Genomic DNA, 12,713 nt, shown 5'->3' with positions numbered 1-12,713 from the left:
ATGGAGTAAGCTTTCATTTTACTCGTTGACGCACCAGAGCTAGTGTACCTCATTTACCTGCAATCTGCTGTATTATTTATTACTTGTTACTTGTTACTTGTTACTTATTACTTGTTACTTAATTATGGCTAATTAACACAAATAGTATCTTCGCCTTTTTCTTGACATTCCTTAAAGCTGATTTTATTGGCAATAATTGCTGATTTTATATCCAGTACTTGTTCTTTAATATTTGCTGGAACTGTATTACTAAACTTCCCTAAAGTTAAAATTTCTGCTTTTTCTAAACCAATTCTATAAACTTCGCCTTTAAGTAAATTTTGTTTCCCAAGTTCTGCTAAATAAGCAATTGCTAAATCTATTCTTTTCACCGCGCTAGTTAAAACTGCTTTGGGAGCTATATCTAATTGATCGTTGGTATTACCAAAAGCATAAATACCCCTTTCATTAGCAGTTTTTAAAACAGTCGCAGAAGCATTATCTAGCCATTGATATATAACATCTGCACCAGTAGAAATTAACGCTAAAGTTGCTTCTTTTGCTTTTGCTACGTCATTCCAATCGCCAGTAAAAGTAGAAGTAACTTGTATCTCTGGCTTAATGGATTTTGCTCCTAATTCTAATCCACGGAATTCTTCTTGAGTCGCAGCAAATTTTTGCCCGCCAATATAAGCTATCTTATTATTCTTGGTCATCAATGCGGCAATAATTCCACAAAGATAACTTGCTTGTAAATGTTCTATGCGTAGTGAACCAAAGTTAGCTCCAGAAACTGCGCCGTTTACTCCAACAAAAAAAGTCTGAGGAAATTGTGGTGCGACCTGCTGAATCGCAGCATCAAATTGTCCCCCGTGAGCAAACACCAAGTTATAATTACGACGAGCAAAATCAGAAAGTACTTCCGTTTGATCTGGTTGGGATACTTTCTCTAAGTGCGTTACTTCTGCACCTAATTTTTGTTTTGCTAACTGTATACCTTTATAACCTGATTCGTTCCAAGTCTTATCCGTAATAGGTCCAGGAAGGGCGATCGCAATTTTATATGCGTTATTTGTGTTGGATGCAGTGGGAGAATTTCCATTACAAGCTTTAAGTAGTAAACTTGTACCTACTGCAGTTCCACCATAAATCAAAAATTGACGTCTGTTGATATATTTAGACATTTCGATCTGGATTTATAAACCCTAGATAAATCTAGACTTTAACGTATTAAGTGAAGATTGTATTTAATAATTTACAATTAATTTAATTTTCAAATCAATAAAATTACTACTCAATAAAATTACTATGGTCGCTCTTTAAATATCTTAATCGTCGTTTAATCTTAATTCACTCTGCGGACTGTTGATAAATTTATTAATGAAATTTACTTCATAAGCACAAGAGTAAGGAGAATCATATAAAAATAGGCATTGACCCGATTTCAATTTCAGGCTCACAATATAGAAATAGGGTTTACCCATTTTTTGTTTACCTGTCTGACTTCTGGAAAGAATTTTATCAGTTGGTTGTAATACTTCCAATTTTTGAATTTTTTTGATTCGATCTTTGGAAATTTTGTCTTCGATAAGATGTTCAACTCTAGATAGAGGATATGTGATTTTCTGTTCCTTGCCGATTCTACGATTAATTATAGTAGTTCTGCCAGTAGATTTATCAAATAAAATATAGGAAGAAACACTTAAATTAACAACCAATAATGTTAGCGAAATCATAACTAGCAGAATCGCAAAAAGACCAATAATTCTGAGTAATGTTGGTTCTTTTTTTAGTTCGACTTCTAAAGATTGTTGTGTAATGTCACCAATAAAAGCGTTAATTCTATTGATTTTTTTGCTTGTCTCATTTAATGAAAAACCTACATCATCATTGGTTAGAAATGGAGTACTTAAATTTTGGTGGATGAGGATAATCCCATGACTTTTGACATTTTCATTTTCTAAGTTAGTTAGAGAAGCTGTTAATTTTGCTTCTTTAAGGTTTTCAATTTTTACTGCACTTTTATCAGAGCGAAAATAATTTGTTTGTAATTGGCTGAGTTCGCAAATTATTTTTTGACGAGAACTGCGATCGCATTCAAGCTTTGCTTGTACTGTTATAGGCTTGGAAAAAAACATAAAACCACCAAACAACAAAGGTATCGATTGGATAACAGCCAGTACTATTATTAAAAGGGAAGAGGCGCTCCTAAGATTGGATCGAGATAGCCTAACGGTTGTAGGTGTATACTTTGTGATGTGCAGGTGATTGGTCATAAGACTAATAATTTCAGAAGAGATCTCGTCTACCTGCTAGCCGCGAAAGCATTACATCCTAAGGTTGAATAAGGGGATAATACCCCCAAACCTAAATGAGGATACAGGGTAAGTCCCATTTTACACATAGTAAAAGTTTTATGTCCTATAGATAAAAGTAAATTCATAACCTTTTGAAATATGTGCAAGTTGCTATTTTTAATTACTTCGTATAGTCATTTTTCACTTGGAAATTGAAGTATTCTGTCCAAAACTTCCATTAATAAATCGACTTCAGGTAAAGTAATGAGTTTAGTATCTACCAAATAAGAGGATTTTAATTGCAATGATAGGAACTCAGAAAGGGCGCATGCTACTATCCCACAACTTTGATATTTTGGATGAAGTCATACCCCAACTTAGTCGAGAAGAGTTTGTCAGTACATTTGTTAATGGACTCAAGTTTTATAGTGATATTAGCTGTTCTGGGATTAGTAACCCCCATTGGATGGTAGAAGTTTTGTTTGACCCACATCAGCGATCGCCCCATGAAGTTGGGGAACTTTGTGCTGAAGCTTTGGGGAAAAAGCGTCAAACTCAGAAAAAGCCTAACTCTTCTCCATTAAGTATTTTGGCATTGGGAGGACTGAAGACAACTCCTCCCCTCAGCACTTCTCCAACTTCCCTTCAACCCGGAGAATGGGGAGTAGACGTTGTGGAAACAGCTTCAGCAGAGCATTTTCTCCAAGAAATTGACTGGGAAGTTAAAACTGCTTCTAAACCTCCTGAAAAAATTTTCAAAGTTGAATTAGAAGTTTGAATTGTTAGAATTTTAATTAATTTTTAGCAGCTTAGTTCTTGGAAGTTTAAATTGATATATATTCGTGTCGATTAGGGGATCAAGAGTAAAGTCAACGATACCTTTACCAGTTACGAGATCTGTACTAATCCGAAAATATTATGAGTGGGATGAGTTTAGATGATTTTATTGGTAATGATTCTTATACTTAGCCCACAATATTTCCGATATCTTACCGTTCTCTACGTACAGTTTGCTAAACAAAATGATATTTTTCCTATTTTCTCTCAAGCATACGATAATTCCTCAAAAATATAACTTTCTAGTAAATCTATCTTAGACTGCAAATCATTTGTATCTAATAATGCAATCTCCGGACACTTCTGTTAATTTGCCATTATTTTTCTTGTCAAACAAAATATATCCATCAGAATTTGGTTCGGAAAACACTTTACCATCAGATTCGCCTTCGAAAATTATCTTACCTCCTGAATAGCAAGTGACCGTAGCATCCCGATTAGACCAGTCAGATACGTTCCTTGATATTCCGGTTCTCCAGGAAGAGCAACCGCTAATACCCAGCGCAAATAAAATCAAAAATCCCGGAGAAAAAAACTTATTTCTGAGCATTTTACATATTTCCTCAGAATATCGCTGGTTGTCCTACCTAAATAATAAATCTAAAACAGAATAGCTAAAATTATTATTAGGGAGAGTAAAACTGCTTATTTTTCTCCTCCCGTAGAAGCTTTGAAAAAATAACACTACATTTTTTTCATCTTCACTTGATCTTGACGTTACGGCATCCCCTATGGTGATGAATATTTAGAAAAAATCAAACAAAAACATCATGTACAGCATTGGGGAATTTTCTCGGATCGCTCAAGTATCCAAGCGTTTACTACGTTACTACAATGAAATTGGGTTGTTTCAACCCATCAAAGTTGAGCCTGCGAGTGGTCATCGTTACTATAGCGCAAGCCAATTACCCACACTCAATCGTATTCTCGCACTCAAAGAATTGGGTTTGTCCTTGGATCAAATCCGGCGATTCATCAAAGATGATATCTCCTTAGAAGAAATTCAGGGTATGTTAATGATGAAAAAAGCCGAGCTAGAGCAACAAGTATTAGACGAACTCAAACGTATTCGCACAATTGAATCGCGCTTGAAGCAAATTAAAGATCGAGCGACCTATGTGCGTGATGTGGTAGTAAAACAAGTTCCCCAACAAAAGTTGATTGGGATACGCAAAGCCTTATCAACTTCTGAGTCGGGAGATAATTTATTTTGGTCTGTTATGGATGCTCTTCCTAGGGAGAATGATTCCACCTATGGAGATCTGACAATTGTCCTGCACGAGGATGGAGTAAGCAGCGACCGCACTGATATCGAACTTGGACGCTTGCTCAAAACAACCTCCCATGCTCCCCTTACTACCTATGATGGTATGACCCTTGCAGAGCGATCGCTTCCAGAAGAAACCATGGCTACTTTCATTCCCCCTACAGCCTCTTGTGCAAAACTGCTGGGGTACAACGCTATCGGTGAATGGGTCGAAGCCAATCAGTATACCTTCGCTGGTCCTGTGCGATTGGTCTTTTTAGAACTACCTAAACAACCAGGTGATTCGGACTTCGTTACAGAAATTCAGTTTCCCGTCCGCAAGCGTAGTGTCGAACTGGACTTGTTATCAATCAACTAGCTATAGCACAGAAATACTAACAGCAATCTAATGAAATTGAGCTATATCTTTAAAAGACAGGAGTATAAGAATGTTTTACCAAAACAAACAAAGCGTTGGAACGGATATAAAAGCTTTGCTTTCAACATTACGGATATTTGTACTCTTTAACATTATTTTTCGGGATATTCACGACCAGGACTTCTAGAGGAAATGATGACAGGAATCGTAAATGGTAATCGAGTAACTGAGGAAGGATTATTGCTAGGGGGATTGATGATAGAGATTCCCAATTTCCATGCTTCTCTTGTCTCAGGTATTGAAATATAACTTAAATCGCTGGGCAAACATCATCATAGGTGCAATAGGTATTACGTTTTTGACATACTCATATTATGTCCGCTTAATTACTTATGAAAAAATATGTTTGTAGTAGCGCTTTAGCGCCAATATTTGTCTATCGCGCTAAAGCGCTACTACTAANATATCACTGATACCAAGGATATGGATGATATATTTTTTGCAACTATAGAAGTTTTGTCTCTATCACTAATTGTTTGGTGTGCCTGGAAATGGCATAAACCGAAAGTATCAATCGATTAAATCTTTAAACACAACCTTTAACATTATCGAATCCAAGACAATCAAAGACAATCACAGCAAAAAAATCACACCAAATTAATAGAAGTGGCGATTTTAACATCATGTCTATAAATAGATATTCAAAGAAATGAATTAGTCGATCAATTAAATAATAGGAGATTACAATGAACCGTTCAGCTAAATTTTGGGACAAAATTGCACAACGTTATTCGGAACAACCCATTGCTGATGAAGCAGCTTACCAGAAGAAATTACAGGTCACCCAGGAATACCTTCAGCCAAATATGGAGGTGTTAGAGTTTGGCTGTGGTACAGGATCCACCGCCATCATCCACGCACCTTATGTTAAACATATTCGCGCAATAGATATCTCATCAAAAATGATTGAAATTGCTCGAGGTAAAGCTGAAGCGCAAAACATCACGAATATCACGTTTGAACAATTGGGTATTGATGAATTAAGTGTACCTGATGGAACCTTCGATGTAGTGTTAGGGCTTAGCATTTTGCACTTACTGGAAAATAAAGAACAGGTCATCGCCAAGGTTTATAAAATACTCAAACCAGGTGGATTTTTCGTCACTAGCACCACATGTCTTGGGGATACTATGAATGCGTTTAAGTTTATCGCGCCAATTGGAAAATTTTTGGGTTTGATGCCATTGGTCAAGGTTTTTACGGTACAAGAATTAGAAGAAAGTTTGACCGATAACGGTTTTGCAATTAACTATAATTGGCAACCTAGTAAAGACAAAGCTGTATTTATTATAGGAAAGAAGATTAATTAATGGCTGAGTAGGATTATTTTTACTTGCACGTACCACTATCAGAATTTTTTACTTCATGATGTTTTTCATTGCTGAGAGGATTTTCGATAAATAAAAATACCCCAAACCCTTACTTGAATTTGGATTTAGAGTATTTTCATTTTGAAGTTAAATTGCCTAGCCTTTGCGCTAAGCTAAAAGCATATCTCAGTTCAGACAAGTGACTCCCGAGCTTCCCTGGCTCGGGATTTTTTTGGCTATTGCTATGTAATATACATATACGTTTTGATAGCCGTAACTAATAATAATAACAAAAAAATAGTTGTGGTGCAATTCTACCGTTTAAGCTAAAAGCCAAAAGCCAGAGCTTTAACTAAAGTCTAAGCAGTACACAGTCTTTACATTTTCCGTCACTGACCAACTATGGTGGGTATTGGCAAGAAAACTCAGCACTGAGTCAGATATCTCACCTACTTATTAATATGTTTTTTAAGTATATTCGATCCCCAAATAGCAAGTACCTGGGGATTTGTATCTAAAATACAGGAAAGATTATCTTTCTATTCGCCGTCCTTTCAGCTTCTGGGAGGACGCTTTTGTCTTTCTAATTCCTCCGTCTCTTCGATCCATTGTTCGACGAGTTCAGCAACGACTGAACTCATCGAACGGTTCTTTTTGACACAAAGTATTTTAAGACGCATGTGGATGTCGGCATCTAAATAAACGCGTAAATCCTTGAGTTGTGGGTTTTCTGGCATCTCCTTTTAAGTAAAATCTCATCCGAGACATTATCCCATAACACGTATACGGCGCTACAAATAAAAGTATTTACTCATATACGGCATTAAGCACTTATGATAATTTTGCAGTGTTTTGATTTGGTTAGTGTAATGTTTAACAAGAAGTGGGTTGCCAAACGACTAACTGTAAATTTGGCAGCACAGGAAGCCAGGAAGCTGGAAAATTATTGTGCAGCGACAGGAAGACCAATGACTGATGTGCTGCGTCAACTGATTAGAGATAAGCTTTGACAAGTTAACTACTTTTGATAAGTTAACTGCTTTTGATAAATTAACTGATAATTTACGATCTGTAAGGGCGCACGTTTTTGAGGTGCGCCCTTTAAATTACTGCTGTATATTTTTTTGGAATTCCCCAAATGACCTATTGTAAAATCCCGATCGCATGTAATAGTCCGTGACCAGTAAGAAGTTCAATCAGTAAACCAATGAAACCAATCATTGCAATCCGACCATTCCACACCTCAGCAGAAGTGGTGATACCCCACTCCCAACGCTCTGGGGGATAAATTTTGACCTTTTTCTTCATCTGGTTGACTTGTGCTAAGGTCAGACTGGGATTTTCCAAAGCATCAACAGTTAAATCTGCTAACGCCTTCACAAATACTGGATGAGTATTTAGGGCTGGTACGCGACGGAAATTACTAATTCCACAATCTTCGGCGATTTCTCGGTACTCAATATCAATTTCTTCCAATGTCTCAATATGTTCCGAGACGAAGCTAATTGGTACCACCACCAAATCTTTAATTCCCTTTTCCCCAAGCTCCTCAATTGCATCTTCGGTATAAGGTTGCAACCATTCAACAGGACCTACCCGACTTTGATAAGCTAATGTATATTCATTCGCCCGATTGAGGGTTTGCATGATCAAATAAGTGCACTCCTCAATTTCTTGTTGATAGGGGTCCCCAGCTTCTTCTACATAGCTTTTGGGAACGCCATGGGCGCTAAAGAAAATATGAGCATTATCGGGATTGGGTAACTGATCGAGTTCTTGAGCGATCAATTCAGCCATTGCTTCCAAATAGCCCTTCTCCTTATACCAAGATGGAATAACAGTGTATTCAACTTCTTGAAGTTTCGGATTTTCTTGCCAAATTTTCTCGAGAAGCCGGAAGCTAGAACCGCTGGTGCTGATTGAAAACTGGGGATAAAGAGGTAAAATTACCACACGCTCAATACCATCGTCGATTAATCTGGCCATCGCTTCCTCTGTAAAAGGATGCCAGTAACGCATAGCAATATAAATTTCAGCATCTAGCCCTGAGCCTTGTAATTGCTCCCTAAGGGCTTCTCCTTGAGCTTCTGTAATTTGACGTAGAGGTGAACCTCCACCAATCTTACGATAGTTTTCCTGAGATGTTTTAGTTCGTCGAGTGGCGATAAACCAAGCTAGGGGTTTCTGCAACCACCGAAACGGTAGGCGGATAATCTCCGGATCGGAGAATAAATTGTACAAAAATGGCCCGACATCTTCTAATTTATCTGGCCCACCGAGGTTTAGTAATAATACGCCTACACGACCCATGGCAGTTTTTATCCCCCAAATTTTTTCAGCTTTTTTACTAATGTTAACAATATATCTTTATTAAAGATATAAGTTAACAGAAAGGTAAGCACCAGTGGCTACATTTTTAAGAACATTAAGCTATCGTTACCAATGGTTATATGATGGGATCTCCCGCATCGCAGCCTTGAGTGTTGGCGGAGAAAATAAGTTTCGTCAACTAGCTTTGCAAGGCTTAACAATTAACTCAGATAGCAGAATTTTAGATTTATGCTGTGGAAGCGGTCAAGCCACACAAATCTTAACTAAAATATCAAGAAATGTGACTGGATTAGACGCTTCTCCTCTTTCCCTGCAACGAGCAAAAGAAAATGTTCCTCAAGCGAATTATGTGGAAGCATTTGCAGAAAATATACCTTTTGCCGAAAATAAATTCGATCTTGTCCACACAAGTGCAGCATTACACGAAATGCAGCCGGAACAATTGCAAAAGATTCTCAAGGAAGTATATCGTATATTGCAACCAGGAGGTGTATTTGCTGTTGTAGATTTTCATCAACCGACAAATCCCTTATTTGTACCCGGTTTATGGGTGTTCTTTTGGTTATTTGAAACAGAAACGGCTTGGAAGTTGTTAAAAAGCGATTTACCTGAGTTGCTTAGAAATGTGGGATTCAAGGTTGAAGAGCCGAAGTTATATGCGGGTGGTAGTTTGCAAGTAATTCAAGCGAGAAAGTGATTTAACAAAATCAGCAGGACTTACGCATGTGCATCGATTTACGTCATTACGACGTTAGGAAGTAATCCCAAAAGCTTATTTTTGCGCAGTTAGTGCGTAATAAAAAATAAAGTGTAAGTGCGTTGCTAGTCTCGCATGCTGTAGGTCTTGCGCAGCAGCAATCATATCTGAGATAATAAAAATCTTAAAATTCTCCACCTAATTTTGGGGTATCTAAGGGGCCGTAATATAACTGTAAAAGTTGACATTTCTATTACAAGTCTTGGCGTGAAAGAAGAAATAACCCATTTTTGCAAGAATCAAACCACCCATCCCATAATTCCCAGCCCCTACCCATCCATATACCTAACGGTAGATAAGCCTGAGGTGAATTTTGCAAGAATGTGCTTTCGTTGTAATTAAGCCATTTTTTGTCTAGCCACATTCCTCGACGCCAACCTACACTAACACCTAAATTTTTGTAGTTTCTTCCAACCTCTTCCCAAATCCGCTTTTGCACACTGAATCCAAAGTGTCCATAACTATATTTTACCCAAAGCTGATCGATGCTACGTAAATCTGTTCCAGGAAAGTTTTCGATCGAGTCGCTATCTAACCAAAATTCTTTTTCTCTGTCAGCAGCTTTCAGCATCACTTTAAGAGTTTCTTGATCGGCTTCTTTCCACTTTCCAGCTTTCAGTAAATCCTGTAGTCGTTTGTAATTAATTCCTCGATCAGAACTGAGGTCATCTTCTTCTATTTTCAGTTGGTTTGAATTTTTTAAATATGGCTTTTGCTGACTAATTCCCCAATCTAGACTATTCACAGATACCAGTGTACGAGAATGTGAGTTAGGTTTACTGCAAATTTTTTCCTCAAAAATTTGTAACTCTAAATTTCCAGGATTGGAAAAACGTGCAGCATGCAATAAATCTTGTACTTTTCCTTTCGTTTCAGCCCATCTAATTAACTCAAATACTATGTCTGAATGATTTTCTCCTGTCGCGATCGCATCCAGATTTTTATTTAACTCAAAGCTAAGCATCTGTCTGAGTTGCGATGTGGAAGGAAATGCACTTAAAAGCGATTTGTGAAAACTTTTACGCTGTCCACCATTGAGCTGCATAGTTTTTGAACGTAGTATGGGAAATATTTAGGAAATTTATATTAGTGGTACAAAATATTGTACGTAATTATCCTAGTATAATTATTTTTCTATAAATTTCAGGAGGATGTAAAACATCCTTTGGATCTATCAAAAATAAATCAAGATTCTTATATCGAATCAATTTTTCTTTTATTTTTTCTATTATTCGTGTGATACTAACCCACAATACAAGCTGCTAGTACGCGTTACTCTAAATAAGTTTTTCCAACATATTTTAGCTATGGGGTGAAGCTAAACCGAAGGTCATTGCTAAAAATTTGTGTTCGCTTAGCGCATGCTTTGGCTTATCACAATATGATTTTGACTTTGATTTTGATTATGATGCGTACTCAGGCCATACTATACGGTTAGCTTTGATTTCTTGTATGTAGTATTAGTTTTCAATTACAGTTTTCAATTACTTTCATATTCATGAGCACTAAAGTAGATTTATATAGCCAAACCCGGAAACATTGTCACACTGCAAAAATGCATCTAGAACGTGCGATCGCATATTGCAATTGTAGTTCAGAGATGGATAAACCCCTAGATTGGGCGCTGGATGCAGCATTTAACGAAATCCTTTCTGCAAACCAAAGTCATCTCAAATCTCAAAAATCGAATCCAGAGCGATCGCTTAAATACATCAAACAAACTCAGAATGAAATTGAACAGCTAATTGGTTCTGTAAATGAAAAACATGTTTTAGTTCAAATGATTAAATCCTGTTCAAAACGCTTAGAAGAAATAAGCTGAGTGAAAGACAATATATTAGATTATTCGTAGTTATTGTTTTTGATTAAGTTTAAATAATAAATATTTACTCCCTCAGGATTTGGACGAATTGAGTCGCTACTTATTTGTAATTTCTTCTAAATCCAAGGGAGTATTGCAGTTATATAGCATTAAATTGGTTTGTGTATCGACAGGTAAAGGTTGTACGCAAATATGAGAAAACCATTTTTGAAACGATCGCCCACCTGTTTGTAAAAAACCTTGTAATTCCGCGAGCACCTCTCGGCGATAAAAAGCACACATCGGTTCCCAAATGTCTGAGCGCTGAGGTACTAAAGCATCTATTGATAGTGGTAGTTCTGAAAGTTGATTTATCCAACCTTGCAAAATTTCTACCTTGAGTAAAGGTAAGTCGCAAGCTAACAATAAAATCCAATCATTAGGAATTTGACTTAAACCTTCCGCAAAACCAAATAAAGGTCCCCTTCCAGGTTGGGATTCGATCAGATATTTGCACTCGGGCGGTAAAATTTGCTGATAGCGTTCATTCCAAGGGCTTAAAACATAGACATTTTCAGTACAAGCTGCAGCGACTTGATAAACGTGTTGCAATATCGGTACGTCATTGTAGCTGATTAATGCTTTATCCTCACCCATACGGAAACTTTGACCGCCAGCTAAAATCAGTGCAGCTAAATTTGTAACTTTGTGGAATGTAGCTGCCATAATAATTATTTCAACTAAAAAGCACGACTGAAGAAGTTTAGGAAAGCAACAAGCAAAAAAAACTTACAGACTGACAACTGTTAACTATAGCCCGTAAGGGCGTGGCGCTAGCCATAAACTGTTAGCAAAGTGTGCGCTCTAGCGCATTAACTGTTAATTGATTAAACCGAATTCCTTTAGGGCGGGATAAAAATTCTTATTTTCATGACTGGGACGACTCAGCTTAATTAAAGCAAAGCGTTGTAGTGGTGTCAAATTTTTCCACTGCTCAACACCAATAGTTACACCACATTCAGCCGCTTTATTTTCAGTTGTGGGGGGAATTTCTTGGTCATTCGTCCAAGCAGGATGAGGATCTATCTCTAGCTCCCCTGCTTTGTGACCTGTTTTTTCTACAATTAAGCCTTGCAAATATTCGCTGTAACCTTGACTTTCTTGAGTAGTGTTACAAGGCATTTCTACTAAAGTTTTACGTTCGTAATCATCAAGTTGATGCCAGTGAGATAGCTTGAGTTTAACACCGCAAGTATCAAGCTTTAAACGTACCTGCATGGGTATACAACGCAGTGTATCAACAAAGTCTGCTTCAAATTGGAAAAAGGTCATTGGTAATTGGTAATGGGTAATTGATAATTGGTAATTGGTAATTGGTAATTGGTAATGGGTAATCCAAGATTGCTCTTAGTAAATAAAAATAAAATAAATAAAAATAAAAAACCTATGTAATCTGTGTTAGGCGCGCAAGATAATGTCTTTTCTTCGGTCATTGCTATCATTACGCCGTAATGCACCGCTATATAGGATTAATAGACATCAATGTATCGTCAGATTTAAAAGGCGTATATTTGCATGTTTTTTGACTCCAAAAAGAATCATGACTACAAGCAAACTATCACAACTTGTACCCGTGGTATGAATCATTTCCTGAGTTTCTCCATCCTCTGAGGAAACAAATTCTTAGATATGCAGCATTGTAACTACTAAAACACA

Annotated in this window: 14 protein-coding genes; 6 read left to right on the top strand and 8 right to left on the bottom strand. The window is 37.0% G+C overall.

Going from position 1 to position 12,713, the window contains the following annotated elements; genetic code table 11:
* Window positions 1-128: 128 nt before the first annotated feature.
* Complete coding sequence (locus tag BC008_RS06210) at window positions 129-1,163, bottom strand: BMP family protein (RefSeq protein ID WP_027846488.1); 1,035 nt, start codon at window positions 1,161-1,163, stop codon at window positions 129-131.
* Between the two features lie 144 nt (window positions 1,164-1,307).
* Window positions 1,308-2,117: a hypothetical protein gene (locus BC008_RS06205; RefSeq protein WP_058183337.1), complete on the bottom strand. Its 810-nt coding sequence runs from the start codon at window positions 2,115-2,117 to the stop codon at window positions 1,308-1,310.
* A gap of 463 nt (window positions 2,118-2,580) precedes the next feature.
* Here BC008_RS06205 and BC008_RS06200 point away from each other — a divergent pair, with 463 nt between their 5' ends.
* On the top strand, window positions 2,581-3,054 hold the full coding sequence (locus BC008_RS06200; RefSeq protein ID WP_027846486.1) for a DUF2656 domain-containing protein: 474 nt from the start codon (window positions 2,581-2,583) through the stop codon (window positions 3,052-3,054).
* 327 nt (window positions 3,055-3,381) lie between these two features.
* Here BC008_RS06200 and BC008_RS06195 read toward each other — a convergent pair whose 3' ends face one another.
* A complete protein-coding gene (locus BC008_RS06195) occupies window positions 3,382-3,663 on the bottom strand; it encodes a hypothetical protein (protein ID WP_036268509.1) in 282 nt (93 codons plus the stop codon).
* A 220-nt stretch (window positions 3,664-3,883) separates the two neighbouring features.
* Between BC008_RS06195 and BC008_RS06190 the strand changes: the two genes are divergently transcribed.
* Together BC008_RS06190 and BC008_RS06185 are read left to right on the top strand one after the other, a co-directional pair.
* Window positions 3,884-4,738 carry a MerR family transcriptional regulator gene (locus BC008_RS06190; RefSeq protein WP_027846485.1) on the top strand — a complete coding sequence of 285 codons (855 nt, stop codon included), beginning with the start codon at window positions 3,884-3,886 and terminating at the stop codon, window positions 4,736-4,738.
* Between the two features lie 746 nt (window positions 4,739-5,484).
* Window positions 5,485-6,108, top strand: a complete 624-nt coding sequence (locus tag BC008_RS06185) for a class I SAM-dependent methyltransferase (protein WP_027846037.1) — start codon at window positions 5,485-5,487, stop codon at window positions 6,106-6,108.
* Window positions 6,109-6,662: 554 nt separating this feature from the next.
* On the opposite strand, the gene BC008_RS06180 is transcribed toward BC008_RS06185, so the two are convergent.
* Window positions 6,663-6,845: a plasmid partition protein ParG gene (locus tag BC008_RS06180; protein ID WP_027846038.1), complete on the bottom strand. Its 183-nt coding sequence runs from the start codon at window positions 6,843-6,845 to the stop codon at window positions 6,663-6,665.
* Window positions 6,846-6,977: 132 nt separating this feature from the next.
* Here BC008_RS06180 and BC008_RS06175 point away from each other — a divergent pair, with 132 nt between their 5' ends.
* On the top strand, window positions 6,978-7,118 hold the full coding sequence (locus BC008_RS06175; RefSeq protein ID WP_036267929.1) for a ribbon-helix-helix protein, CopG family: 141 nt from the start codon (window positions 6,978-6,980) through the stop codon (window positions 7,116-7,118).
* 133 nt (window positions 7,119-7,251) lie between these two features.
* Here BC008_RS06175 and hemH read toward each other — a convergent pair whose 3' ends face one another.
* Complete coding sequence (gene hemH, locus BC008_RS06170; protein ID WP_027846039.1) at window positions 7,252-8,418, bottom strand: ferrochelatase; 1,167 nt, start codon at window positions 8,416-8,418, stop codon at window positions 7,252-7,254.
* Between the two features lie 94 nt (window positions 8,419-8,512).
* Here hemH and BC008_RS06165 point away from each other — a divergent pair, with 94 nt between their 5' ends.
* Window positions 8,513-9,136 (top strand): class I SAM-dependent methyltransferase, encoded by a 624-nt coding sequence (locus tag BC008_RS06165; protein ID WP_027846040.1) that lies wholly within the window; start codon window positions 8,513-8,515, stop codon window positions 9,134-9,136.
* 253 nt (window positions 9,137-9,389) lie between these two features.
* Here BC008_RS06165 and BC008_RS45685 read toward each other — a convergent pair whose 3' ends face one another.
* Complete coding sequence (locus BC008_RS45685; protein WP_063800746.1) at window positions 9,390-10,241, bottom strand: GUN4 domain-containing protein; 852 nt, start codon at window positions 10,239-10,241, stop codon at window positions 9,390-9,392.
* 453 nt (window positions 10,242-10,694) lie between these two features.
* On the opposite strand from BC008_RS45685, the gene BC008_RS06155 reads away from it, so the two are divergent.
* Window positions 10,695-11,018, top strand: coding sequence for a hypothetical protein (locus BC008_RS06155; protein ID WP_058183338.1), 324 nt, complete (start codon window positions 10,695-10,697; stop codon window positions 11,016-11,018).
* Between the two features lie 96 nt (window positions 11,019-11,114).
* Here BC008_RS06155 and BC008_RS06150 read toward each other — a convergent pair whose 3' ends face one another.
* Entirely contained in the window at window positions 11,115-11,723 is a 609-nt protein-coding gene (locus tag BC008_RS06150) for a molybdenum cofactor guanylyltransferase (RefSeq protein ID WP_036267926.1), read from the bottom strand.
* A 153-nt stretch (window positions 11,724-11,876) separates the two neighbouring features.
* Window positions 11,877-12,329, bottom strand: coding sequence for a nitrate reductase associated protein (locus tag BC008_RS06145; RefSeq protein ID WP_027846043.1), 453 nt, complete (start codon window positions 12,327-12,329; stop codon window positions 11,877-11,879).
* Between the last annotated feature and the right edge of the window lie 384 nt (window positions 12,330-12,713).

Origin of the sequence: Mastigocoleus testarum BC008 (assembly GCF_001456025.1) — a bacterium.
GTDB lineage: Bacteria > Cyanobacteriota > Cyanobacteriia > Cyanobacteriales > Nostocaceae > Mastigocoleus > Mastigocoleus testarum.
Note: the sequence above shows the minus strand (reverse complement) of the source record. Positions and strands in the feature narration are given on the sequence as shown.

What these genes read in the sequence shown, in the direction of transcription:
- BC008_RS45685 (WP_063800746.1), bottom strand. Translation starts at nt 10,241, where the DNA reads ATGCAGCTCAATGGTGGACAGCGTAAAAGTTTTCACAAATCGCTTTTA.
- BC008_RS06190 (WP_027846485.1), top strand. Translation starts at nt 3,884, where the DNA reads ATGTACAGCATTGGGGAATTTTCTCGGATCGCTCAAGTATCCAAGCGT.
- BC008_RS06205 (WP_058183337.1), bottom strand. Translation starts at nt 2,117, where the DNA reads ATGTTTTTTTCCAAGCCTATAACAGTACAAGCAAAGCTTGAATGCGAT.
- BC008_RS06200 (WP_027846486.1), top strand. Translation starts at nt 2,581, where the DNA reads ATGATAGGAACTCAGAAAGGGCGCATGCTACTATCCCACAACTTTGAT.
- BC008_RS06185 (WP_027846037.1), top strand. Translation starts at nt 5,485, where the DNA reads ATGAACCGTTCAGCTAAATTTTGGGACAAAATTGCACAACGTTATTCG.
- BC008_RS06175 (WP_036267929.1), top strand. Translation starts at nt 6,978, where the DNA reads ATGTTTAACAAGAAGTGGGTTGCCAAACGACTAACTGTAAATTTGGCA.
- BC008_RS06155 (WP_058183338.1), top strand. Translation starts at nt 10,695, where the DNA reads ATGAGCACTAAAGTAGATTTATATAGCCAAACCCGGAAACATTGTCAC.
- BC008_RS06195 (WP_036268509.1), bottom strand. Translation starts at nt 3,663, where the DNA reads ATGCTCAGAAATAAGTTTTTTTCTCCGGGATTTTTGATTTTATTTGCG.
- BC008_RS06180 (WP_027846038.1), bottom strand. Translation starts at nt 6,845, where the DNA reads ATGCCAGAAAACCCACAACTCAAGGATTTACGCGTTTATTTAGATGCC.
- hemH (WP_027846039.1), bottom strand. Translation starts at nt 8,418, where the DNA reads ATGGGTCGTGTAGGCGTATTATTACTAAACCTCGGTGGGCCAGATAAA.
- BC008_RS06210 (WP_027846488.1), bottom strand. Translation starts at nt 1,163, where the DNA reads ATGTCTAAATATATCAACAGACGTCAATTTTTGATTTATGGTGGAACT.
- BC008_RS06145 (WP_027846043.1), bottom strand. Translation starts at nt 12,329, where the DNA reads ATGACCTTTTTCCAATTTGAAGCAGACTTTGTTGATACACTGCGTTGT.
- BC008_RS06150 (WP_036267926.1), bottom strand. Translation starts at nt 11,723, where the DNA reads ATGGCAGCTACATTCCACAAAGTTACAAATTTAGCTGCACTGATTTTA.